The 24,316-nt window shown below is 38.5% G+C and carries 20 protein-coding genes; 9 read left to right on the forward strand and 11 right to left on the reverse strand.

Translation table 11 applies throughout. The features are described 5' to 3' along the window. From KBF71_05395 to KBF71_05410, 4 genes are all read right to left on the reverse strand, one after another. Positions 1–235: hypothetical protein (locus KBF71_05395; protein ID MBP9877752.1), on the reverse strand; the 235-nt coding region annotated here is incomplete at its 3' end. Between the two features lie 127 nt (positions 236–362). Next, a complete protein-coding gene (locus tag KBF71_05400) occupies positions 363–2,057 on the reverse strand; it encodes a hypothetical protein (protein ID MBP9877753.1) in 1,695 nt (564 codons plus the stop codon). Positions 2,058–2,150: 93 nt separating this feature from the next. Further along, positions 2,151–2,870, reverse strand: a complete 720-nt coding sequence (locus KBF71_05405; protein MBP9877754.1) for a hypothetical protein — start codon at positions 2,868–2,870, stop codon at positions 2,151–2,153. Next, the gene (locus tag KBF71_05410) at positions 2,867–5,506 is read right to left on the reverse strand and encodes an ABC transporter ATP-binding protein (GenBank protein ID MBP9877755.1); all 2,640 of its coding nucleotides are present in this window, start codon (positions 5,504–5,506) and stop codon (positions 2,867–2,869) included. The genes KBF71_05405 and KBF71_05410 overlap by 4 nt, the downstream gene beginning before the upstream one ends. Before the next feature lie 142 nt (positions 5,507–5,648). On the opposite strand from KBF71_05410, the gene KBF71_05415 reads away from it, so the two are divergent. Together KBF71_05415 and KBF71_05420 are read left to right on the forward strand one after the other, a co-directional pair. Then, the gene (locus KBF71_05415; GenBank protein ID MBP9877756.1) at positions 5,649–6,869 is read left to right on the forward strand and encodes a hypothetical protein; all 1,221 of its coding nucleotides are present in this window, start codon (positions 5,649–5,651) and stop codon (positions 6,867–6,869) included. Then, positions 6,866–8,092 (forward strand): glycosyltransferase family 4 protein, encoded by a 1,227-nt coding sequence (locus KBF71_05420; protein MBP9877757.1) that lies wholly within the window; start codon positions 6,866–6,868, stop codon positions 8,090–8,092. The genes KBF71_05415 and KBF71_05420 overlap by 4 nt, the downstream gene beginning before the upstream one ends. A 247-nt stretch (positions 8,093–8,339) precedes the next feature. Here the strand turns inward: KBF71_05420 and KBF71_05425 are convergent, their stop codons facing one another. The 6 genes from KBF71_05425 to KBF71_05450 all read right to left on the reverse strand — a co-directional run bounded on the left by KBF71_05425 (position 8,340) and on the right by KBF71_05450 (position 14,538). Further along, a complete protein-coding gene (locus KBF71_05425) occupies positions 8,340–9,248 on the reverse strand; it encodes a LysR family transcriptional regulator (protein MBP9877758.1) in 909 nt (302 codons plus the stop codon). Positions 9,249–9,283: 35 nt separating this feature from the next. After that, positions 9,284–10,180: an EamA family transporter gene (locus tag KBF71_05430; GenBank protein MBP9877759.1), complete on the reverse strand. Its 897-nt coding sequence runs from the start codon at positions 10,178–10,180 to the stop codon at positions 9,284–9,286. Between the two features lie 436 nt (positions 10,181–10,616). Next, positions 10,617–11,531 (reverse strand): LysR family transcriptional regulator, encoded by a 915-nt coding sequence (locus tag KBF71_05435; GenBank protein MBP9877760.1) that lies wholly within the window; start codon positions 11,529–11,531, stop codon positions 10,617–10,619. A gap of 9 nt (positions 11,532–11,540) precedes the next feature. After that, positions 11,541–12,443, reverse strand: coding sequence for a DMT family transporter (locus tag KBF71_05440; GenBank protein ID MBP9877761.1), 903 nt, complete (start codon positions 12,441–12,443; stop codon positions 11,541–11,543). Positions 12,444–12,779: 336 nt separating this feature from the next. Further along, the gene (locus KBF71_05445; protein MBP9877762.1) at positions 12,780–13,697 is read right to left on the reverse strand and encodes a LysR family transcriptional regulator; all 918 of its coding nucleotides are present in this window, start codon (positions 13,695–13,697) and stop codon (positions 12,780–12,782) included. Next, positions 13,681–14,538, reverse strand: a complete 858-nt coding sequence (locus KBF71_05450; GenBank protein ID MBP9877763.1) for an EamA family transporter — start codon at positions 14,536–14,538, stop codon at positions 13,681–13,683. The genes KBF71_05445 and KBF71_05450 overlap by 17 nt, the downstream gene beginning before the upstream one ends. A gap of 203 nt (positions 14,539–14,741) precedes the next feature. On the opposite strand from KBF71_05450, the gene KBF71_05455 reads away from it, so the two are divergent. From KBF71_05455 to KBF71_05465, 3 genes are read left to right on the forward strand one after another with little or no spacing between them, the layout of a single operon-like run. Next, positions 14,742–15,878: a glycosyltransferase family 4 protein gene (locus tag KBF71_05455; GenBank protein ID MBP9877764.1), complete on the forward strand. Its 1,137-nt coding sequence runs from the start codon at positions 14,742–14,744 to the stop codon at positions 15,876–15,878. After that, on the forward strand, positions 15,871–16,467 hold the full coding sequence (locus tag KBF71_05460; GenBank protein MBP9877765.1) for a histidine phosphatase family protein: 597 nt from the start codon (positions 15,871–15,873) through the stop codon (positions 16,465–16,467). Before KBF71_05455 ends, KBF71_05460 begins: the two co-directional genes overlap by 8 nt. A gap of 5 nt (positions 16,468–16,472) precedes the next feature. Next, positions 16,473–18,326: a hypothetical protein gene (locus KBF71_05465; protein ID MBP9877766.1), complete on the forward strand. Its 1,854-nt coding sequence runs from the start codon at positions 16,473–16,475 to the stop codon at positions 18,324–18,326. Positions 18,327–18,442: 116 nt separating this feature from the next. Here the strand turns inward: KBF71_05465 and KBF71_05470 are convergent, their stop codons facing one another. Beyond that, complete coding sequence (locus KBF71_05470; protein ID MBP9877767.1) at positions 18,443–20,692, reverse strand: hypothetical protein; 2,250 nt, start codon at positions 20,690–20,692, stop codon at positions 18,443–18,445. Between the two features lie 333 nt (positions 20,693–21,025). Between KBF71_05470 and KBF71_05475 the strand changes: the two genes are divergently transcribed. From KBF71_05475 to KBF71_05490, 4 genes are read left to right on the forward strand one after another with little or no spacing between them, the layout of a single operon-like run. Further along, on the forward strand, positions 21,026–21,643 hold the full coding sequence (locus KBF71_05475) for a ribonuclease D (GenBank protein MBP9877768.1): 618 nt from the start codon (positions 21,026–21,028) through the stop codon (positions 21,641–21,643). Positions 21,644–21,693: 50 nt separating this feature from the next. Then, on the forward strand, positions 21,694–22,689 hold the full coding sequence (locus tag KBF71_05480) for a KpsF/GutQ family sugar-phosphate isomerase (protein ID MBP9877769.1): 996 nt from the start codon (positions 21,694–21,696) through the stop codon (positions 22,687–22,689). 26 nt (positions 22,690–22,715) lie between these two features. Then, positions 22,716–23,327, forward strand: coding sequence for an LPS export ABC transporter periplasmic protein LptC (gene lptC / locus KBF71_05485; GenBank protein ID MBP9877770.1), 612 nt, complete (start codon positions 22,716–22,718; stop codon positions 23,325–23,327). 1 nt (position 23,328) lies between these two features. After that, complete coding sequence (locus KBF71_05490) at positions 23,329–24,180, forward strand: hypothetical protein (GenBank protein MBP9877771.1); 852 nt, start codon at positions 23,329–23,331, stop codon at positions 24,178–24,180. The last annotated feature ends 136 nt before the right edge of the window (positions 24,181–24,316 follow it).

Genomic DNA, 24,316 nt, shown 5'->3' on the forward strand with positions numbered 1-24,316 from the left:
GTTGTCGCATTGGCAAATTAAGCGTCCCAAGAGACTTAAATTTCTCAATCAGCACTCTGGTCAATAAACTAATATCATGAAATTGTAAAAGGCTGCTTAGTTCTAAAGAATTTGACAATTGATAAACAGAGCGCTCAAAAATAGAACGCGCAGGGATATCTTTTGCCTGAAGTAAAAGTCTGCGTAATTGCCTCAACTCACGTCGGATTGTTTTTTGATGGCTAAGATCACTCATAAAAACTTCTTTTTCGAGCAAATTAAATACCGTACGGCAATAGCTGTCAAAAGGACCCTCTGCCTTCTCATATAGGTACATATGACTCCCCTTCCCCTCCTTCACTCGTGAAGGATTTGATCACAAACTAGTTTGAATCATGTCTTTGTTTTTTGAACACTTCCAAAAGAGCTTGGCAATCAGCATCCTCTGGTCTTAACACAAGGGCTTTTTCAAGTGTTTGCTTGACTTGTATTGCATAAAAACCGATATTCAGCCCTTTGTTGAATTCCGAGATACAGTCTTGGATATAGAGCCCATAAATATAAAAAAGATTCTCCTTTGCTTGTTCAAAAAATGGATTCAATTCAAGGGCTCTTTCTAACAAGGCAATTGAATCTGTACGAGACTTATTGGCAATAGATGAATTGGTAAATGTAACAGCAAAGAGATTACAAGCAATAGCTATCGATCCCTTTGTTTGAACGCTTAAATCTTTCTCCAAAAATTGCAGTGCTTGAGTCAAATAGGCTTCACCCTCAATCAGAGAATTTGCTGTGATTTGCCCTTGAATGTGCTGAATTGCTAGCATGGTTAACACCCCCACAAGACCATTGACGATATTAGGATCATCGGGCGCTAGCACAATTGCTTTCTCCATTAACGCTTTCGCATCTAGGTATGATTTTCCTGGACGCTGACCGGTTATATAAAGCCCAGACAGAGAATCATAAGCACGCGCAAGTTCAGTCTTTGTGAGTGGATCATCTAAATTAATGCTTAAATTCTTTTCTAAAAGACTAATAACTCGCTCTATCTCTGAAAGATCTGGATGTGCAAGCCAAAGGGCAACAGCAAGATTATGGTAAGCTCTGCCAAAATCTGGGTTTAGCTCAATGGCTCTTTCTTGCGCTGCGATTACATCTTGGTATTTATCCTCCCTTCTATCCATCAAATATTGAGCTGATAATTCATTGAAACACTTAGCAAGCCAGATTTTTGCTTCTGGTTTCTGAGGATCGATCTTTAAGGCTTTTTCTGCAGAAACAATCGCCTTTTCAAATTGCTGTGCATTGTAAAACTTTATAGCATGAGCAATATATAAACTTACCACAGCAAGCTTTTTCTGTGGATCTTGAGGCGATCGTTTATAATCCGCTTTCGTAACCCGAAGTGCTACATCTAAATTCAACCCTTCTTGCAATGTTACCTTTTCAATCACATTAACCATAAAGTCTGAATAGCTCTGATTCCAGAATGGTGTATCTATTGAATTTCTTTGCCCAATTTTTTGAGTAATCTGCATCAATTCTGCAGCTCTCGCATCTCCTTGTTTTACTTGTTCGTAAAAAGACATCCAGACCTTTTCAACATGCTTTTTCAACACAAAATTTGTTGAATCCTTCCGTAAAGCATAATCAATCGCAAACAAACTCTTTTCAAAAAGATCAGCTGCGATTTTATCTTGCACGAACAGCTCTGACAGGTCTATAGCTGCATTTGTGCAGTTATTCTCCGATAAACAAATATACTGCGAGAGAACCTCAACAGCATCTTCCACTGTTTTACCTGCAACTGCACCCGACACATATTGTCGGGCTTTAGAAAGCATGTCGTTAACATCTTTAAAAACATCAATTTTTCGGGAAGATAAAAGCGGCGGGTCAGAAGGTAAATAATCGCCGATAATAATTGCCCGATTCGCAATATCAACGCGAGCTCTTAACTGAAAGTTACCTGTGACTTCCACGAAAAGGCCTTCACTAACCAAATCATTTGTCACAGTATATTCATTTCCTGTGACCTTGATTGTACTTTTCATTATCTCAGTGACTAGACTCATTTTTATCCCCTCATGGCTGTGATGACTCATTTATGCTCTCAAATGAGTGCTTCTTTATTATTCATAAAAAGAGTTAAGATCTATTTCACTGATTTAAATCAAGCGATCCGGAAAATCTGTAAAGACTGCCGTGAGACCCATTTTCCATAAATCCTCAGCTCTTTTCAGATCATTCACCGTATAAGCAAGAACAGGCACTTGACTTTGGGTGTACGAAGTGATCATCGCATCTGAATTCTGACGATGATCAATAATAAGACACCAAGCATCAAAAGCCTTGAGCCTATCTTGCCAATCTACCGGGGGAATTTCTGTTAAATAGCCACGCGGTACTGTTGGCAAGTATTCCTTCACCAAAGCCAAACATGTCTCATCAAAAGTTGTAATATAGAATGTTGGCAAAACATCCCGAAGACGCAACAGCTCCTCTTTTAATTTTTGAACAATCGCCTTTTGATTGCTATCTGTTGGCTTAATTTCAAGATTGATGCCCATTTGATGCTGATGGACGAATCTCAAAACCTCTTCAAGACTTGGAATTTTGTACGATTCAGAGCCTCTTACCATCCGCAGCTCATGAATCTCAGCTGCCGTATGATCTTCAATTGATCCTTCTCTATCCATCAACCTTTTGAAATCATCATCATGAAAGATAAAAATCTCATTATCCTTTGAGAGCCTCAAATCAACTTCTACCCACTGAACACCCAAATCAGCACTGCGCTTCAGCGAAGCCAGTGTATTCTCACAAACAAGACCAGCAGCCCCTCTATGACCAATCACAGCTGGAAATTCTTGAAATGGAATTGTCATTTAGGACCCTTCATCTTTGCATTTGTCTTTGATGCTTTGGAATTTTGCTCATTTGTGATCACGCCTTTCTCAAGCATAATAATTTGATCGAAATCTGATTTTTTCTCACGTCCATCTAACGCCCAAACGATACATTTTCCAGCCATCTCTTGGTGAATATAGCCCTCAATTTGATCGCGCATTTTGCCTTCAAAAATCTTTGTGGCCCCGTTAACAATCATAATATCTGGGTTCTTTAAAAGAGCTCTGACGATCCCAATTTTTTGTTTTTGAATTGGGTTCAAGCGACTTCCCATAACGCCAACAAAAGAAAGCAAACCAATCTTCTCAATATCTTTAATCAGCTTTGATCTGTCAACCGCCTTCTTAATCAACTGGCGCACTTTTTCAGAGGCGCCAAAATGAGAGAAAACAATTTTTCCAAACAAGATATTTTCTTGAATAGAGAGATTTAAATTCACAGATACATGATCAAAAAAGGACACGTCCTTTTTATACCGATAAGGTAAGTTCTGAATAAAATACTGCCTTGCCTTTACAATTGAAGTCTTCAAAAAATCATCAATAAGACCATAACCATGTTTCGCTGGTATAAATTGGAATGGTAGAAGCAAGAGCTTTTCTAAATGATCATATTCTAAATTCTCCAGCCCCTCTGTTTCAATCAGATACAAGATATTTTCATAATCCGGCATATCATCTAAATTCATAAAACGATAAGTTTCATAATGTTCATGCCCTGGTGGTAAATCTTTGAATAAGGCTGCAAGCATTTTGACAATATCAATGCCCTTTTGTACCAAGAGATCTTTCAGCCCTTGTGCTTCTAATGTTGATAATACAAAAGGATGAATTGATTCATAATAATAACGATGAGCTTTTTCATCAAAAGTCCCGAAGATTAGATTATCGATAAGCCTTGCGTTATCATTAAAACGATCCATCTCAAACGGCTCAACCAAATCAGCAAACTCATCTTTCTGGAGCAATGTTTTTGCCTCAGCCCGTGCAAGCAAAATCTTATCCTTCAGCTCTTGTTTTGCATCTTCTTTTAAATAGCCTGAAAGACCAAATTGATAGAGATCTTCTGTGAAACCAACTTCATCCAAAAGCTTTAGAACTTTTACATCAAGCTCTGCTTCATTTTGACAACCAGCAGCATCGTAATCAATCCAATCAGAATTAATATCATCTGGTGAGTTTCCTGCTTTTTTAGATTCTTGAAGACGATCTCGATAATAAGCCAAATGACTTGATGGATATGTCGGCGGCGCAACAGGATCATGACGCAATGCATATAACAAGTTATATTTCAAATCGCCTGTGAACAGATTCACTTGTTCACCAACATAAGAAATACGACGTCCAGACAGAGCCTCTGGAATCTTTTCATATTCACGATTCGCAAGCAAAATTGCGCCTGTTGTTGGGTTCACATTCTTGGCCAAAAGCTCTGCAAGATAATGCTTACCACTGCTTTCATCTCCCTCGATCCCAATATGCTGATCAAGAGGAACTGAAAGTGTTAAATTCAAGAGCCAATGTTGATTTTGCTCATCGATATAAGAAACATTCTTTAGCTCAAAGCCTGTTTGAACATGTTCGGTCTTTCCACGATTTTCTGTCAAGACTGACATAGGCAAGAGAGAATCTGGCTCAAACTGTTCTTTGATTTGCTGATATTTAATTCTGATATCTTCTTTTGATTGATAGTAATCTAACAATTCTTTCCAAGGCGATGCCAGATCCTTATAAGCAGCCAATACAGCTACCAACGCACCAAAGCTCACCTGACCAATGATAACGAAATAACCCCCGATCGCATAAAAGAAAAACGGAGTCAATTGATTGATAAAATTGTTCAAGAACTTAATAAAAAATTTTCGGTTATACAGATCATAACGCAGCTCAAAAATATCCATCAACTTATTCGACATATCCGACAGATGATACCTTGTTGTATCATTCCCATGAACATCTTGAATGGCAAACATGGTTTCATTTAAACGATATGAAAGACGTCGGATCCGACGAATTCTTCGCTTTGACAGATTGTTCACTTTCTTTTGTAACCGGGGTATTACAACAGCTTGCAAAGGATAAAAAGCAATCGCTGCCAAACCCAGATACAAATTCTGCATAAAAATAAAGGCGATATAAACAATGAGGGTTCCGCCTTGGAAAATTGGCAAAGCCAGCGCATCTCCAATAAAACCACCCAAAGGCTCAACCTCTGATGTGATAATTGGTATAAGCTCACCTGAGGATACTTTTTTAAACCTGGAATAAGGAAACCGCAAAATCCGCAAATACAAAAGATATCTCAATTTACTGAGCATTCTTTCACCAATTTTACCTTTATACAGGTTGATCATATATTTGAAAAACCCATTGACCAAAACAAGGGCTAAAAAGGCAAAAGACAAAACCATCAAATAAGGCATTTGCTCGAATTCCATTCCCAGGTATTTGGCTGGAAATTCCTTGCCGCCAATTGCCTTATTTACAATCATTTTGGGCAGATCAAGTGACCAATAAAGAAAGGGGAAAGACACCAGAGTTAATACCAAGATCAAAACCTGATCTTTAGCACTATGCTTCCAAATGAAGCGATAAATATCTTTTTCTAGATCCATTCTAGGTGGTTTCCTTTTATATCTAAGGCGCACCCAACTTAAAAAAGAGGCGCGCTCACTTACTTTATGGATATTTAATTTATTTTGGCTTATATTCATAAGATAGGGAATAAAAAAACAATATAGAATGAGGCGCACCTCCATGGCCAAAAAAAGTCATAGAATCTTAATTTACAGCCACGACACATTCGGACTCGGGCACTTGAGACGGTGCCGGACAATCGCCCACTCCCTTGTTGAGCAGAATAAAAATCTTTCTGTTTTGATTTTATCCGGATCGCCCATTATCGGTAGTTTTGACTTTAAAGCCCGTGTTGATTTTGTGAGAATTCCAGGCGTCATTAAATTACGCAACGGTGATTACACCTCACTAAACTTACTCATTAATATTGAAGAGACTCTCCAAATGAGAGAATCAATCATCAAACATACAGCGGATATTTTCGATCCTGATATTTTTATTGTCGATAAAGAACCGCTTGGCCTCAGAGGAGAAGTCAAGTCAACACTTGAAATGCTCAAAGCCAGAGGCACTTGGACAATACTAGGTCTTAGAGACGTTATGGATGAGCCTGGCGCTCTTGAACCTGAATGGGAAAGGAAGAATGTCGTCCCTGCTCTTGAAAGACTCTATGATGAAATCTGGGTCTATGGACTTCCCCAAATTTGTAATCCTCTTGAAGGCATCATCTTATCTGAACAAATTAAAAAACGCATGATCTATACAGGCTATCTTGAAAGAACATTGCCTCAATTAACAATGGGCGAACCTACTATTCATGAGCGAGATCCTTACATTCTTGTAACACCAGGTGGTGGTGGCGATGGTGAAGCTATTGTTGACTGGGTTTTAAAAGCCTACGAGGCTGATAAAACAATCCCTTATAATGCTGTGATTGTGATGGGGCCTTTCATGCAAATGGAAAACCAGCAAGAATTTATCAGACGTTCCGCTCTTTTACCCAAGATCGAAATTCTCAGCTTTGATACAAAAATTGAGCATTTGATGAAAGAAGCCCTCGGCGTCATTTGCATGGGTGGATACAATACATTTTGTGAAGTCATCTCTTTCAACAAAAAAGCTCTGATCATCCCAAGAACGGCACCTCGGTTAGAACAATATATCAGAGCAACAAAAGCTTCAGGCTATGGGCTTGTGAATTACCTATGTGATGATGGCATCAGAGATGGTAAAAAAATGGCAACAGCGATTCGTCAATTACCACAACAATCTTCACCGCTCGATATTGTTATGCCAGGCCTTCTTGATGGGCTTAAAAATGTCAACAAGCTGACGCTCCAGAAAATCAAAAAAGACAGAAAAGTCGAAAACTTCCCTCTCAATATTGCAGCGATCAAATGAAAATTGGAGTTGTCGTCAAAGAATGGTTTCGTCTCTCCGAGACTTTTATTGCTCAAGAAATCTTCGGTCTTGAACAGAAGGGACTTGATATCACTGTTTACAGCCTCAGAAAACCAAGACCAAAAGCCAAACAACCCATCTATCAGCAAATAAAAGCAGACATCAATCATCTTGAAAAAACACCAATCAGCCTCATTTACCAGGGCATCCGGGCGCTTTTCTATTTTAAGCATAATCCTAACTTACCTCGGCTTCTCAAAGCATTCGAATCAGATTTTTGTAAAAAACCAAGCTGGAGTCGCCTGAAAAGACTCTTTCAAGCTCTCATCTTTTCTAAAACAATGGCAAAAGACATTGATATTCTCTATGCCCATTTTCTCCATACGCCTTCAACATTTGCCTATTATGTGCATCTATTGACTGGAAAACCCTGGTGTTTTTCAGCTCATGCGAAAGATATTTGGACATCACCTCAATGGGATCTGAAACAAAAAATGGCAACAGCTCTTTGGGGAAATACATGCACGGCCTACAACCATACCTTCTTGAACAATCTCAAAACAAATAGACCAATTAATCTCATTTATCATGGAATCACTCTCTCTGCTTTCTCGTATAAGCGCAATTTTGATTTAACACAAATCGGACAAGACCCTGATCGTCCATTTCAAATTCTGACAATTGCCCGCGCTGTTGAGAAAAAGGGCCTTGATCTTCTTATCGAAGCTTTATCTGAATTACCCAAAGATCTGTACTGGCACTGGACTCATATTGGCGATGGTATTCTGCTCAAAAAATACAAACAACACGTTTCAAAACTAGGCCTGTCAAAACATGTCACTTTTTTAGGCCCTCTGACACAAAGTGAGATTACGCCTCACTTTAAAAGAGCTGATCTTTTCGTCCTTCCATGCCGAATCAGCAAGAACGGAGATCGCGACGGTCTTCCGAATGTTTTGATGGAAGCTCTTGCAATGCAAATTCCTATTCTATCAACTCAAGTCTCAGCAGTTGAAGAACTGATTGAAGACGGTATCTCAGGTATGCTTGTCGAGCCAGAGAATATTCTGGCGCTCAAAAGCGCAATCATCAGATTGATCTCAGATCCAGATCTTCGGCGAACCCTCGCCTTACAGGGAGAATCACGTGTTAAAACTGATTTTACATGCGATAAAGGCATCACTCAACTATCACAGCTTTTTCAAGAGAGCATCACTGCATAAAAAAGGGTGCAGCTGGAACTACACCCTTTCTATCGTATACTTAAACTTAACTGGAGAAGGCTGGAACCTATTCATTTATAAATATACGATGGTTAGATGACTATACTCTTCGAGACTGACTGGAAACCAAACAAAAAGAGCAATCAACCTAACCTTATATAACCAATATTATATGAGTATTTCAAGCGCGTCAACAGATTTTTTACGAAAATCAAAAAAAAAGAATTTTTAATATGAAAATTTCAAACTATAAATCTTTTTTCAATTTTGGTACGTTCTCTAAAAGAAAATCACCAAAGGCTCTGATTCGAGGAATATTCCCCATCGATTTTTCATATATATAATAAAAATCTAAAGACGGCGGTTGAAATTCTGGGAACAATCGAACAAGCTGATCTTGTCCTTTTTCAGAGATATAATAATCCGGAAAGGCACCTATACCTTGATGGTGAATGCAGTAATAAAACACACCTGCTGAAGAATTAATCACCATATGTGGTTTTACAAATTTTTCTAATTGATTGGTTCCTTGGAACAAATGCCAGTCTGTCTTCATATAGGCTCCTTGTGGAAAAGGCGTTGTACCAATCAGTCGATGATGTTTTAAATCATTCATTGTTTTTGGCATGCCATAGGTTTCAAGATAGGTTTTTGAAGCATACAAATGGAATTGTATCGAAAAGACTTTAAACTGATCAAGCCCATCTTCCTGTTTAGAATAAGGCAAAATAAGGGCATCACTGTGATAATCAATAAATTTGCGCTCCTGATTGTCCCCTGCCAAATTCACCAAAATATCAGGATATTGCTGACCGAATTTAATCACATAATTCGGCAACATAAATGAGGCAACACCATGCCATGTTGTGATTTTCAAGGGACCTTTAATGTACAACGGATCAGAATTGATCACTTCCTCAATAATATTCAGCTTTGGGATCAGATCTTTAATGAACTCAAAAAGCAAACGACCTTGTGAGGTCAGTTGAATTCCCGCTTTATTTCGATGCATCAAAACGGTATTTAAATTCACCTCAAGCGCTTTCAATCGCGAACTGACAGACGATACATTCACACCAAGACTATCCTTAGCCTCAGTGAGGCTTCCGGCCTTCACAATATTATAAAATGTTACCAATTGATCGATATTAATCATGCACTATCCTAAATTATTACGCTCTATTTTAAATCTTATTTCTTTAACGAAATACATATACCAACAATACCAATGATAACGCCCAATAAAATCTGCAGATCCCAAACAAACTCATTCATCAGCGATGAAACCAACAAACCAGTAATCGGCATTATAATCCAGATAATAGCCGCATGAGATGTTGAATAATTCTTTGAAATATAAACATACGATATCATCACAATTGGTGACAAAAACAGACCCAAATATAACAAAGAAAGAATGTATGGCCAAGAGCTCTCAAAATAAACAATATCTCCAGCCAATCCAGCCAAACACAGGCTCAAAATGCCTCCGTAAATCATGGAATAACCAGATATTGTTGCAGCAGACATCCCTTTAAAGTGAAACTTCTTAACAAAAACACTGCCACTTGAATAAGCAATCAATGCTAAAAAGCCAAATAAAAATCCGAGTACGGCATCATTCACTTTATCCCCATCTAGAATATCATTCATGAATAAAATCATGAATGATAAGATACAAAAAACAGACGATATCAAAATAGATTTCGTTATTTTCTCTTTCAAAAAGACACTAGAAAAAAGCGCATTAGTTAAAATCATCATCGACATAATCACAGAGACAATACCAGAGGGAATATATTCAACCGTACGATATGAAAACCAATAAAAGATTGAGTAAAGGAAAAACCCAATAACGCCAAGTTCTAAATGTGTCTTTAGGTCTCGTTTGAATTTGTCTTTATTCACAAATTGCCCATAGAAAATTGCAATTGGCCCCGCCAGCATAAAACGGTAGAAAGCAGACATTTCAGGGGTTACAGTGTGTACCTGTAGCTTCACAAGAAACCAACCACTCCCCGCAACCATCCCTGCGATCAAAATGATAATAATTGCTTTAATATCGATGCTTTGTTGCTTCTCTACCATTTGTTGATCTCCTCATTGATAGGCATATTTGTAAAGCATATTTTGAAGATTACAAGCAATTTCTAAAAAAATAAGGACGCAACTGGAGATGCGCCCTTATAATGCGTATACTTAAGCTTAACTAAAGAAGGCTGGAACCTATTCATACATAAATATACGAAAGTTAGATATCTATACTCTTGGAGACTGACTGGAAACCAAACAAAAAGAGCAATCAACCTAATCTTATAAATTAATACTATATGAATATTTTGAAAGCGTCAACATAAAAATGACTCTTTTTTAAAAAAAAATCATTTTCATAGACACAACCCTTCGCTTATATTAAAAAAATGTATTTATTTACAGGGCATTATACGTTTCTGACTGTGATAGGCCGGAATATTTAAGTCTGGAATAATCAATTTTTTTCCATGATAAATTCAAAGATTTCAAATCAAAACCGATGATCTGTAAAAAACTTCATGAGAAAATTTTCAACGACTTGAATTCGTTTTGCGCTTTTAGAAACCTCAGGATAAATGAGAAAAAATTTCATCTCAGGCGCAACAGCAGCTGGGAACAATCGAACAAGAGGCTCAGACACTGATTTTGTGTAATAATCTGGAAAGGTTGCAATGCCTAGTCCAGCGGCACAGCACTTTGCAAGGCCAATAGATGAATTCATAGAAGCATATGGCTTTCTCATTTTTTCACCTTCAATGCCCGCAAACAAATGCCAGTCAGCAAAATACATTCTCTCCGCATCCAAATAGGAAGCTGACAACAGTCGATGGTGATCTAGATCACTAAACGTTTCTGGTGTTCCGAATTTATCAAGATAGGCTTGACTTGCATACATATTGAAGTACATGGAAAGCAAATAAGTCTGAATGAGATCTTTCCTGCCCTTCATCTCTGTTCTAATCGCGATATCACAATTATAGTCCTCGAAACGTCTATCGATGTTATCGCCAACAAGATCTAGGAAAATATCACCAAACTCAGCCATAAAAGGAGGGACAGCATCTGCAAGTAAAAAAGCGGCAATCCCATACCAAGTTGAAATCCTTACGTCTCCTGAAACTTTTTTATCGGTATCAAATAACTCACCTAATTCTTCAAACTTATAAACAACCTCTTTTGCAACCTTATAAAAACGATGCCCTTGTGTTGTCAGCTCAAGACCATTTTGATGCCTTATAAATAACTTTTCACCAGCAATTTTTTCTAATTTGCTAATACTCGTACTTACTGTACCCTGACTAAGATCAAGCTTATTTCTTGTCTTTTTTATTGACTGTAATTCCGCAACATTTATAAAATTAAAGACTTGATCATAGGTTATTTTTTCTTTTTTTTCATTTTTCATAGAGGGTTCCTACTTTCGATATTTCTTAAACACGCCTCTCATATTAACATTATTTAATGAAAGACCCAAGAGAACTAAAATCACACCAGAAAGAGAAAAAGGACTCCAAATAAACCCTTCAAAAACAGCCGATATATTCAGTGAAATTAATGGCATGCCTATCCAAACATATGAGGCTATAGAAGAGCCAACTTTTTCAGCTAGATATAGATATATCACAAGAACGATAGGTGAAAAGTATAAACCGAGACTCAATAATGAAATCAGATATTTTTCTGAAAAATCAAACCCCAAATAAAAGCTTCCTGTAATAATGAAAGCAGATAATAGGGAAAAGACAGCAGCGTAAAACATAGCTAAACTAATAATATAAATCTTGGGCAAAGCTTTGAAATCAAAAATAGCAAACAAAAGCGTTCCAAAGGCATAAATTATGATGGACAAAATAGATAATAAAACGCCTGATATTTCTTGATCAAAAAGCAAGCTGACATCATTCCAGAAAATTAAAGAAATGCCGCATAAAACAATTCCAGTCATGGCATAAAATTTTGGTGTAATTTTTTTCTTTAAAAAGATACGTTCAAAAAAAATATTGGGTAGAACCATACAAGCAATAATCAAAGAGACCAATCCGCTCGGCAGATACGCCGTTGCTCTATAACTAGAAGAACAAAACAAGCCATATAAAAAGAGCCCAACTATCATGAGCTGGAAATGTTTTTTGAAAGGGATTTTTTGAATTTTTTTCTGTCCTAGAGCGATTAAGAATAATAAAGCGCTCGCCATAAAAAATCGATAGGCAATCGAAAATTCTGGCAGAACCGTACTGCCCTGAGATGGAATCAAAGCCCAGCCAACTCCAGCACTCACACTTGCAAGTATAAGTAGAATTTTATCTTTTAGCTCCATCTAACAAATTTCCTCAAAAATTTTGGTTCTTTTTCTTTTTAAAGCATATTTTGAAGATTACAAGCAATTTCTAAAAAAATAAGGACGCAACTGGAGATGCGCCCTTACAATGTATATCTAGCTTAACTAAAGAAGGCTGGAACCTATTCATACATAAATATACGAAAGTTAGATATCTATACTCTTGGAGACTGACTGGAAACCAAACAAAAGAGAATTCAATCTAACCTTATAAATTAATACTATATGAATATTTTAAAAGCGTCAACAATTTTTTTTAGTTTTTTTTGAAAAAAAATAAAAAAAACAGAAATTATTGGTTTTCAATTGCTCTATCTATTGATTTTCCGAATCAAGTAACCTGGTCTTTAAAAAATCACCAAACAATTTGACACGCTTTGAATTTTTTGACGCCGCTGGGTAAATATAATAAAAATCAAAAAACGTTGGAGAGTGATCCGGAAAAATCTCGACAAGCTCTTCTTTGATATATCTTTTATAATAAGAGGGGAATGTGCCTATACCAAGCCCTTCTCCACAACACATAACCAAACCAATCGATGAATTAATAGTCAAAAAGGGTTTGCGCATCTCTCCATTGTCTTTATTTACAAACAAGTGCCAATCTGCAAAAAGAATCTTTTCTGCATCAACATAAGAGTTACTCAAAAGCCGATGATTATCTAAATCTTCAAAAGTTTCTGGACACCCATGCTTTTCGATATAACTTTTGCTTGCATATGCCCTAAACTGCATCGAAAATAACTTTTCTTGAATAAGATCTGATCTGTTCTTATAAAGGGGACGAATTGCAACGTCACAATGATAATCCTCAAAACGTCGATCAATATTATCACTAATAACATCAAGAAAAATATGCTCATTTACATTTTTCACAAAATCAATAATTGGCTCACAAAGGACAAAAGATGCAACTCCATGCCATGTTGAAATACGAATATCACCAGCTATTTCATCAGAAGGCACAAAAGCATCTCTTATCTCATCGTACTTTACAAGACACTCCAAGCATTTTTCATAAAGCCTACGACCTTGAGCTGTTAAATCAAGACCATTTTGGTGACGAATAAAAAGCTGTTCACCAATCGAACTTTCTAAATTCGCCATAGCAGTACTGACCGCTGACGCTGAAACCTCCAGAAGTTTTGAAGCATTTTTGATTGATCCCGCCTCTGCAACCTTTGTAAAGGCACTAATTTGATCAATTGAAATCTTTTTAGGATTTTTTCGCATAATGAATGGCTCTTTCTATAATTTTTAGTTTTTCAGAGACAATACTAAAAAGAATCAAACCAACACCGAACAGAACAGTCCATGTCAATTGGAGGCCCTCAAAAATTGAAGAAACGATTAAAGCAACAATTGGCGCTGCCACCCAAATATATGATGCCATAGACGCTCCAACTTTTTCAACCAAATAGAGATAAATAACAAAAACAATAGGCCCAAAAATCAAGCCTAATAAAATCAAAGGGATAACATAATTCATACTCCAGATAAAGGGGAAAACAACCTGTCCTGAAAGTAAAAAACCCATAACCAATGAAAAAACAGCACTATATAGCATTGCTAAGGCAGTTTGATAAATTTTAGATACACGCTCATGCGGCACCTGCATTGAAATTCTTGATCCTATCGCATAGATAATCACAGCCATTATTGAAAGCCAAACACCAATAAATTCATGTTCGTGCTCTAGATCTGGATCAGTCATAAAAATCATCCAACATCCAATCACCGTCAATATAACTTGGACTAAAAAACCCGGCGATATTTTTTTGCGCGTTAAACAATATTCAAAAATTGTATTTGGAATAACAACCAAAGCAACAAATAAGGAGATGAGGCCTGTCGATAGATAATCAGTTGCCCTATAACTTAATGAACAAAAAAGAGCATAAAGACAGATTCCAACAAGACATAGCATCAAATGATCTCTTAAACTAAGCTTTTTGATAAGCCCCTTAACATAAGAAAGAGAAAACAAAATGGAAAAGCCTAGAAAAAACCGATAAGCAATCGAGAATTCTGGCAAGATATTATAATGCTGAGAGGGAATTAGTGACCATGCCATCCCGGAAATCAAAATCGCAATGAAAAACAAACATTTATTCTGCAAACTCACGGTAAGTCCTCCTCAAAATTTTTAACTCCTTTTCTTTTAAACTTTATTTCTTAAAATTCAAGCACTTTTTAAAAACAAAATCTCTTTTACCTTTGTCTTTTTCCAATAGAGATTTATAATTTCTAAAGACCATATCACACCCAATATTCACCATGACACAAACAATTGCCTTCTATGCACCGCTGAAATCACCAAACCACACAACACCTTCTGGTGATCGTCTGGTCGCGCGCCTCTTCGTCTCTTTGTTTCAAGAACTTGGATATAACGTCAATCTTATGTCTAACTTTCGCTCCTGGTCCGCAAAAGGAAGCACACAAGAATCTCTTAAAGCTACTGCGTTTCATGAAGCAGAGCGCCTTTGCAAAGGCTACGAAACAAAAGCTGAAAAACCAGTGCTTTGGTTTACCTATCATCTTTATCATAAAGCCCCTGACTGGATCGGCCCAGCCTTCTGCAAACACTTCAACATTCCATATGTCATCGCTGAAGCCTCTATCGCTCCCAAACGCGCAAATGGAGAATGGGAACTCGGATATGAAGATGCTCTTAGTGCAATTAAGCAAGCCTCTCGCGCCCTTACCCTTGCCCCTCACGACCATGAGATCTTATCAAAATTTATTCCTCAAGATCGTCTCATCTCCTTTATGCCCTTTATTCAAACGCCAACGCCTTTACATGATAAAAAATTGCTCAGAGAAAAATTAGCAGCAACCTACCATTTGCCCATCGCAAAAAAATGGCTCCTCACTGTTGCGATGATGCGTGATGATTGCAAAAGAGAATCATATTTAGAGCTCATTGATAGTCTCTCATCCGTAAAATCGAGTGATTATTGTGCCATTTTTATCGGCGATGGCGAAGCACGGGCTGAACTTGAAGCCGAAGCAAAACAACGCAATATCCCTGTGTTCTTTCTTGGCAAATTATCCTCTGAGGATGTGAATCGCTTTTACAATGCCAGCGATCTATATCTCTGGGCTGCCATTAATGAAGCCTATGGCATGAGCATTCTCGAAGCACAAACAGCTGGCCTACCTGTCATTGCTGGCAATTTCGGTTCAGTTGCAACAATTGTCGAAACTGAAAAAACGGGTATCATTTTACCCCCGAATCAGCCACACTTGTTTGCACACTCAATCGACTCACTCCTTAACAATCAACCACGTCTTGATCTCTTCTCTCAAAACGCTCTGCAGAGAACAACCGAAAAATTTAGCTTTCAGCGCGCGAAAACACAAATGAAAGAGATCATAGAGACGCTTATGAAAGAAAAACCAAATGTTTAAATGCTGGATTCTCAGACACGCCCCAACCATTTGGAATGAAATGGGCCTCATCCAAGGCCTTAGCGATATCCCCCTCAGCGAGGCCGGCATCCAAACAGCTCATTCCTGGCAACTTCCTGATAAGGTAAAAAAACTAAAGGCCTATTCTTCACCGCTAAAACGCGCTTTTGAAACAGCTGAGATTCTTGGTTTCGATCCAATTGTTGAACCCCTCATTACTGAAATGAATTGGGGCCAATTTGAAGGTGAACGACTTGATTATCTCAGAATGGAAAATCCACAAATGATGCTTGATAATGAAGCAAAGGGACTCTATTTTTTCCCGCCAATGGGTGAATCTCCTTTTGAGGTTCAGCAACGTCTCAAAAAATTCTTTGATCGCGAAAGCATTGCAAATCAAGATATCATCCTTATCACACATAAGGGTGTCATTCGGTCTCTATACAGTCTTGCAACAGGATGGGATATGGTCAGTGACCCGCCGCACAAATTGAGAGATCAATCTCTGCATTCTTTTATCATAAGATCCCCTAATGATATTACACTTGATCAAGTCAACATCCCTCTGCTACCAGCTGAAACAGGATAACTCCAATGCGTATTCTCATCTACGTACAACATCTTCTTGGGATTGGTCATTTCCAGAGAATGTACACAATCGCGCAAGAATTAATAAGACGCAATTGCACTGTATCCCTTATCAATGGCGGCCTGCCAATTGAGCATGTGAATCAAGACCTCATCTTTCAGCTACCGCCGATTCAATCAGCTGACCTTACCTTCAAAACATACATCACAGATAAGGGTGAGAGAGTCACAAAAACATATCAACAAAAGCGCGCTGAAAAACTTATCGCACATATGGATCAATTCAATCCAGACTTTCTGCTGATTGAAAGTTTTCCGTTCGGCCGCACCTATTTTACTGGTGAAATCATGCCTCTTCTGCTAAAAGCAAAAGAAAACAAAATCAAAATCGCTTGCTCTATCAGAGACATTCTCATCAAACGCTCTCATGAAAAAGAGAGCAAATCCGTCTCTTTGTTAAATCAGTATATCAGCAATCTCTTTGTCCATGGCGATCAAGATCTCATCCCTCTTGATACAAGCTTTTCGTCTGTCTCGCAAATCACTATCCCAATCCACTATACGGGCTATGTCAGCGAGCAAAGACAGCCCCCAGAGATCACTGCTTTTTCAAAGCCCACAATCATTGTCTCAGCTGGAGGCGGGATCGCTGGGCGATCTCTGATTGAAACAACAATCCAAATGGCACAGGCCCATTTTCAAGAAGGAAACTATAACTTCTTGATTTTTAGTAATCATACAAGAGATCAGAGCTGGATCAACACCCTCAAATCGAACTTGCCTGATTATATTCAGCTCTGTGATCTCTCACCTCACTTTAGAAGCTATCTTCATCATGCAGCGGCTTCCATCAGTCAGGCGGGGTACAATACCGTTTGCGATCTCATTCAGGCGAAATGTCCTTCCATTCTCATTCCCTTTTCAACCGAGACTGAGACTGAACAAAAGCAAAGGGCTGACCATTTATCCACTCATCCGCTTTTCACTGTTCTGAGTCCCGAAACCCTCACGCCTGAAAGTCTTGCACAAGCTCTCTCTGATCTTCTCCAACAAAAAAGATCTGACCACCCTTTTATCATCGATATGAATGGTGTTCAAAAGACTTGCGATCTCATTTTATCTGGTGCAAAATCAAAACAACCCTTAAAGACCGATCTATGGCAGGCTTTGGCAGATGAATTCACAAAATGGAAAACCCTTAAAAACAGACCCAATATCTGGTTCAGAGATGATGATGTCTCAAAAGTAACCCCTGCCTTTGAAGCAATGATTTCGCTGTTTTCCAAACATCAAACACAAATCTTTGCAGCCGCGATTCCAGGATTAATAACAGGAAATGACCTCAAGCACCTGAGTCAAGATTATCCAAATGTTACCTTTTGGCAACACGGATATGAGCACGCAAACCATGCCCTCAAGGGACAAAAGAAAATCGAACTCGGCGGCTCTTGGTCACTCGATAAAGCCAAGGGATTTCTGAAAGATGGCAAGACAAAGCTGGAAGATCTCTTTGGCGAAAAGTTTGAGGCTATCATGGTGCCGCCCTGGAATCGGATTGATACTCCCTTTCTTGATTTTACAGCATCGACTTATGAGGCCATTTCACTCTACCAAAATCCATCTCCAGATGTGCACTTTAAGCACATAAATTGCCAGATTGACTTGATTGATTGGGCAAATCAAAAATCATTTATTGGCACAGAGAGGGCGCTCAACAGCCTCATTTTAGAGCTCCAAAAAAGACGATTTAATGTAATTGATAGAGAGCAACCAATTGGCATATTGCTCCATCATCTCGATCACACAGCTGAGCTCACAGACTTTTTGGAGAAATTGTTGACCTCGAGATATATGTCATAGCGAGCCCTTTAGGGCGCGGCAATCTCATCTTCTCTACTTGGTCATGCTGAATTTATTCAGCATCTCTTTGTCGTTGCAGACAGACCCTGAAACAAGTTCAGGGTGACCTAGTCAGTTCAGAATGATAGCTCTGGCGTGAGAACCTTTTTCAGAAGAACATCATGATCAATTTCACCCTTTGACGCAAAGGCATCAAAAACCGCTTCAATATAATTACGGATATTGCCTAAAAAGAGTGAATTATTGTAAATCATATTTCCATCCTCATCTTTGACACTTGGACGATGATAATCACTTCTGATAAGAGCTCTCAAAGAGAGGATCCATTGGTCTTGAGTCAGTGCTCCTAAACTCATCATCATAAGCGCTTTTACAAATACATAACGATCACCCTGAGATAGAGCCTCAAAATACAAAGTCGCAGCACGCGAACCAAAAAACTTACAAAGCAAATGGAGCGTACTCTCTCTTAAAAAGACGATATGCGCTCTAAGCTGATCTATCTCAATCTTTGAGAACTGCTCAATCAAATCATGACCCAGGCCCGAATCAATCAAGTGCACTGCACATGGGAAAGACTCAAGACGAATTGAAAAATTCTTATCTTTAAGAATTGGCTGCAACCTTGCCAAACTATTGACTAAAGAGAGCATACTTGCTTCAAATACCTCTGATACTCCTACACTCTCTGAATTGAGAAATGCAGTCTGAAACCCTATAAGACCCGTGCATACTGCCGGGTTACTTGATTTAAATTCAGAAAGAACTTTTTGAATTTCCAAGGCTGTTAACCCGGACAATGCCTGCAGCACTTCTGGAGAAAAATCTTCGTCTATCAGTCGAGCTTCTCTTTGGGCAATGTCTTGAACAAACATAGCGAGCGGGCGGTCGTCTCCCTGCATCTGCATTATCTCTTCATCATAAAACAAGTCTTTGAATCGACGATTCAAACAAAAATGATCTTTATAGAATGCAAACAATGAAGGTTCTTCTGAAAAAATGGCTCTCAACTGAGGATTCGCTTTCAAGGTCTCACTTTCAGATACAAATGAATCAAAGGCCTTTTTTCGGGCATTTTGAATTGTCATTAAGTGACCATATAAAGCCTCAACCCTTATCTCACCGTCTCTCCAAAATTGAGAAAACAGAAGCGATCCTCGTTCTTCTCTCAGATCCTGCTCCAAATTATACGGTAGAGAATACATAAAGATAAAGTCAAAAAGCCCATTCAAAACTTGCATAGAGCTTTTTAAATCAGGAAACTGTTCCAATTTTGCACAAAGATCTTCAAAAATTTTATTTAAATTCCTATCCAGCTCTGTCTCCTCCCTCAATAGAGGCAACAGCCCAAATAAATCCGCCAGCTCAGTCAAATCACAGGAAACATGGCCTTTCTGAACAGCTCTCACAAAGGCATCTGTCATTGTTGACAAAGAAAGACTCAGCCGATGATCTCTTTCATACTGAACGCGCCATGTCTCAAAATTGATATGCCCCGCTTTATAAAGTCTGATGAAATTTCTTAGATATTTGATTCCATCTAACATTCCAGTATGTCCATTATCATCTTGAAGACAAACCCTCATAAAAATATCAAAATTAAAACCAGGAAGCTGCATCAATGTGTTACGCAAAGTCTTAAAATCTTGTTTCTTTATATTGTGTTCAGCAGAAATATTATCAGAGTCATATACGGCAAAAATCTCATTGATTTTCTGATAAGAGTAAAGACAACCCACAGGATCCTTTTGTACAGCTGGAAAGCCCGCCACTTCTCTCATCCATTTTTCACAATCTCCAAAATTCGTATTATTCATCAACCGGTCAGGCAGACAGAGCACCAAAAAGCTTTTTAAAGCATCAAAACTGATATGATTCATTAATGTATCTAATACAAGTATTGGCTGATACTGAGCACATAATGCCTGAAATGCAGAAAAAGTATAACTCTCATCCGTTTCCAGCTTAAAATTATTAGTTTGGGGAAGACCTCCATGCATTAAAACATAAAACCACTTACTTATTGCCTCATGAACAGTGGTCTGGTATTGACCAGACTCAACACCCCGCAGTACATGCCTTTCTCCAATAGGCACTAAATGGACATGATGCGTATTTTGAGTAACCGCTCCAGATGCCAACTTTGTTCGAACAAACAAAGTTGTTGGCACAAATTGAAAAGGAAATGGCAAAAGAATTCTTTTGTAAAATGTAGCTGCTCTTTTTGGATCTGTGATAATGTTATAAAAACCTTTCGAGACCTCAGAGGTTCGTACAATGTCTGATCCTGAAAAATCTTGTCCTATGATATGCTCTGCAAGAGTCCCGGTTTGAAAAACACCTAATAAGCTTATGGTATATGTCATTTGTCTAATCCTTTTAAATTAAATAATCAAAACATAGATTAACTTATATGCTAATTAATAATAAAAATCAATGCTTATTTTTAACCTATCTTTTAAAACCCCCGCTCAAATCAAGGCCTCAAATTATACCAAGCCTCAGATTAAATCAGACGAATGGATTTAAAAGTGAGGCTGCGAAAGCCTATATAAATTAGGTGCGCAAAGCCGAATCTTGAAAAATCCGTTTGGATCATTTAAAAATGGGGCTTTGTATAATAAATCTTTTATTATTGAATAGATTATGCTATAAATTCAGTCATTCTATTTCAATATCGAAGAATATCAGGAAGCCTCATGGAAATTTTTCTTCATCACGATGACTTGCCAGACACAATCGCTTTCAAAGGACCCGTTGCAATTGATACCGAAACAATGGGACTAAACCACCACCGTGATCGTCTTTGTCTCGTTCAGCTCTCTTTTGGCAATGGCATTTGTCATCTTGTGAAATTCTCAGCCAAAAGCACCTACGATTGCCCAAGGCTCAAAGCGCTCTTGACTGATCCGAAGATTGAAAAGATTTTTCATTTTGCACGCTTTGATATAGGCGTTCTCAAAGCCTACCTCAATATCGACTGTACACCTATTTTTTGTACAAAAATTGCCTCACGTCTTGTTAGAACTTATACAGATAAACATGGCCTTAAAGATCTTTGTCGTGACCTTCTGGGCATCGAGCTCTCGAAACAACAGCAAAGCTCTGATTGGGGCGCTGCTGACTTATCCAAAGATCAGCTCGCTTATGCCGCATCTGATGTGCTTTACCTCCATGAGCTCAAAGAGAAACTTGAAACTCTGCTTAAGCGAGAAAATCGTTTGGAGCTTTCTCAAAAACTTTTCTCATTCCTGCCAGTCAGGGCTGAGCTCGATTATCTTGGGTGGGAAGATCAAGATCTTTTCTCACATTCTTAATTAGTCTATTTATATGGCGATCAAGCCGTCCATTTCGAAAGGAAAATACGATGTCAACCACAGTTCAACTCAGAGAATATCAGCTGCCTACACCGCTTGATTCTGCTTGCTCTGTTTTAAGAAGTGAGGCAGATGCTCTCATGGCCTTGGCTCAATCTTTGGGTGATGATTTTGAACAAGCCGTCTATACGCTTGAGACCAAAAAAGGGAAAGTCGTTGTAACTGGCATTGGCAAAAGTGGTCATATCGCACGCAAGATTTCATCAACATTCGCCTCAACCGGCACACATTCGATCTATGTTCATCCAGCTGAAGCAAGTCATGGTGATCTTGGGATGATTGGCAAAGATGATGCTGTCCTTGCTCTCTCTAATTCTGGGAATACAAAAGAATTATCAGATATCATCCATTATTGCCGTCGTTTTTCAATTCCGCTCATTGGCATGACATCAGATGCAAATTCATTTTTAGCCCAACATGCAGACGTTGTTTTAAAATTACCACAGATCCCTGAAGCCTGTCCTATGCGTCTTGCGCCGACAACATCAACAACCATGATGCTTGCATTAGGCGATGCGCTTGCCGTTGTTTTGCTTGAAAGACAAGATTTTTCAACACAAGATTTCAAACTCTATCACCCTGGCGGCCAGCTCGGTCATGCGCTCTTAAAAGTTGAAGATTTAATGCATAGCCTTGAAGAGGCTCCTCTTGTTTCAATGGAAGAAGAAATGTCTGATCTTTTGATTGAAATGAGCTCAAAGAATTTTGGCTGTGTTGGCGTCATCAATGATTCTGGCGCTCTCTTAGGTATTATTACTGATGGCGATTTACGCAGACACATCCATCGTGATTTACTCAAAGCAAAAGCAACTGACGTGATGACTCCTTCTCCTAAAACCATTGGCAAAGATGCACTTGTTGCAGAAGCCATGGCTCTGATGAACAATTTTAAAATCACTGCTCTTTTTGTCACTGATAAAGATAAGCCTGTTGGCATTTTACATATTCACGACTGCCTTAGAATGGAACGCCAATCTAAAGAATAGTCTCGATTTTTATTTGGATTTTTAGCATGAAAAAATTATACGACGAACAAAACTCTTATTACCGAAAAGCAAAGCGATTCAAAGTGCTGATGTTTTGTCTCGTTGCCTTTATTTTGGTCGGCCTTATTGCAATCCAGCAATTTTATCAAATGAAACCTGCAGTCATTACAACGGCAACACAAGAAAATAAAATGGTTGAGCCTCATTATTTTGGTCTTGATGAAAAAGATCGTCCTTTTGAGATTACCGCTCAAGAAGCTGTTCAATCGCCCGATAATGTCAATGTATATAATCTTAAAAACCCAGAAGCCTATGTAAACCTCGGCCAAGGCAAATGGACAAAAATTAAAGCGAATAAGGGTGTTTTTAATCAAGGGACCAAATATCTCGTCCTTGAAGAAGATGTTGGCCTTTACAGAGATGATGGCCAAGAATTTCATACAGCAGAAGCCAATATCGATTTCAATATCGGAAAAGTCTTCGGCAATAAAAATGTTGAAGGCAATGGCCCAAAAGGAAAAATGAGCTCTAAGGGTTTCGAAGTTCTCGATTATGGTCAGCGTTACATTTTCAATGGCCGAACAAAACTCCTCCTTCCTTTAAACACAATCAAAACAGGCCAATCATCGAAAGGATAAAATGGAACAAAAAAGTGAGATTGCCGCTCTAAATCGACCTCCTCTTTTGACCGAGTGGCGCCTTTCTCTTTTTTTCATTTTCTTTTTAGCCACTCTTCCTTCAAATCAAAGTCTCGCCTTGCTGGATTTAAAAAAAACAAATGATGATGTTGAAATCACAGCTGATGAATTTGTTGAATGGTCAAAAGCAGACTCTCTTTACGAGGCCAAAGGCAAGGCAATTGCAAAACAAGCTGACAGTGAAATTCAAGCGGATAGTCTCAAAATTCTCTACCGCATGGAAAAAAACAATCGCATCATGTCTCGCATGGATGCAACAGGAAATGTTATCCTTGTATCCAAAGAAGCCAGAGCCTCAGGTGATCTTTTGGTTTACCATCTTGAAACAGGCATTGCTGTTTTAACAGGCACACAGCTTAAGCTGACAAGCCCCGAGTACGTTATCACAGCACGTGATAGCTTCACCTTTTTTGACAATGAAAACAAAGCACACATTAAGGGCTTGGCCAAAGCAACGTACCATGAATCAACAATTGAAAGTGATGAGATACTCGCGTGGTTTCACACACTCAAAACAAATGAAGCACAGCAATCTCTGAAAGAGGCCGAAGCGCATGGCCATGTTAAAATCACGACACCAAACGACATTGCTTATGGAGACAAGGCTTATTACAATGGCCAGAGTGAAAAAGCGATTCTCACTGGCAATGTGCGCATCACAAGGGCTAAAAGTGATATTTTAGGCTCGAAAGCAGAGATTGATTTAAAAACAGGCATCAGCAAAATGCTAAGCTCTACAGAAACGACCTCTGGAACTCAAGGACGCGTCCGCGGCGTGATTAGGGTTGATTGAAAACCAAGCATCTAGGTAGTGTCGACATTTAATTTTTTTTATGATATACTGAACTTCTAATAATAAGAAAAGGAGTTGAAAGTTGTATGATTTAAGGGATGACCAATGGGAAGCAATTAAGGATAGCCTCCCAGGA

Source organism: Alphaproteobacteria bacterium, assembly GCA_018063245.1.
Taxonomy (GTDB): Bacteria; Pseudomonadota; Alphaproteobacteria; order JAGPBS01; family JAGPBS01; genus JAGPBS01.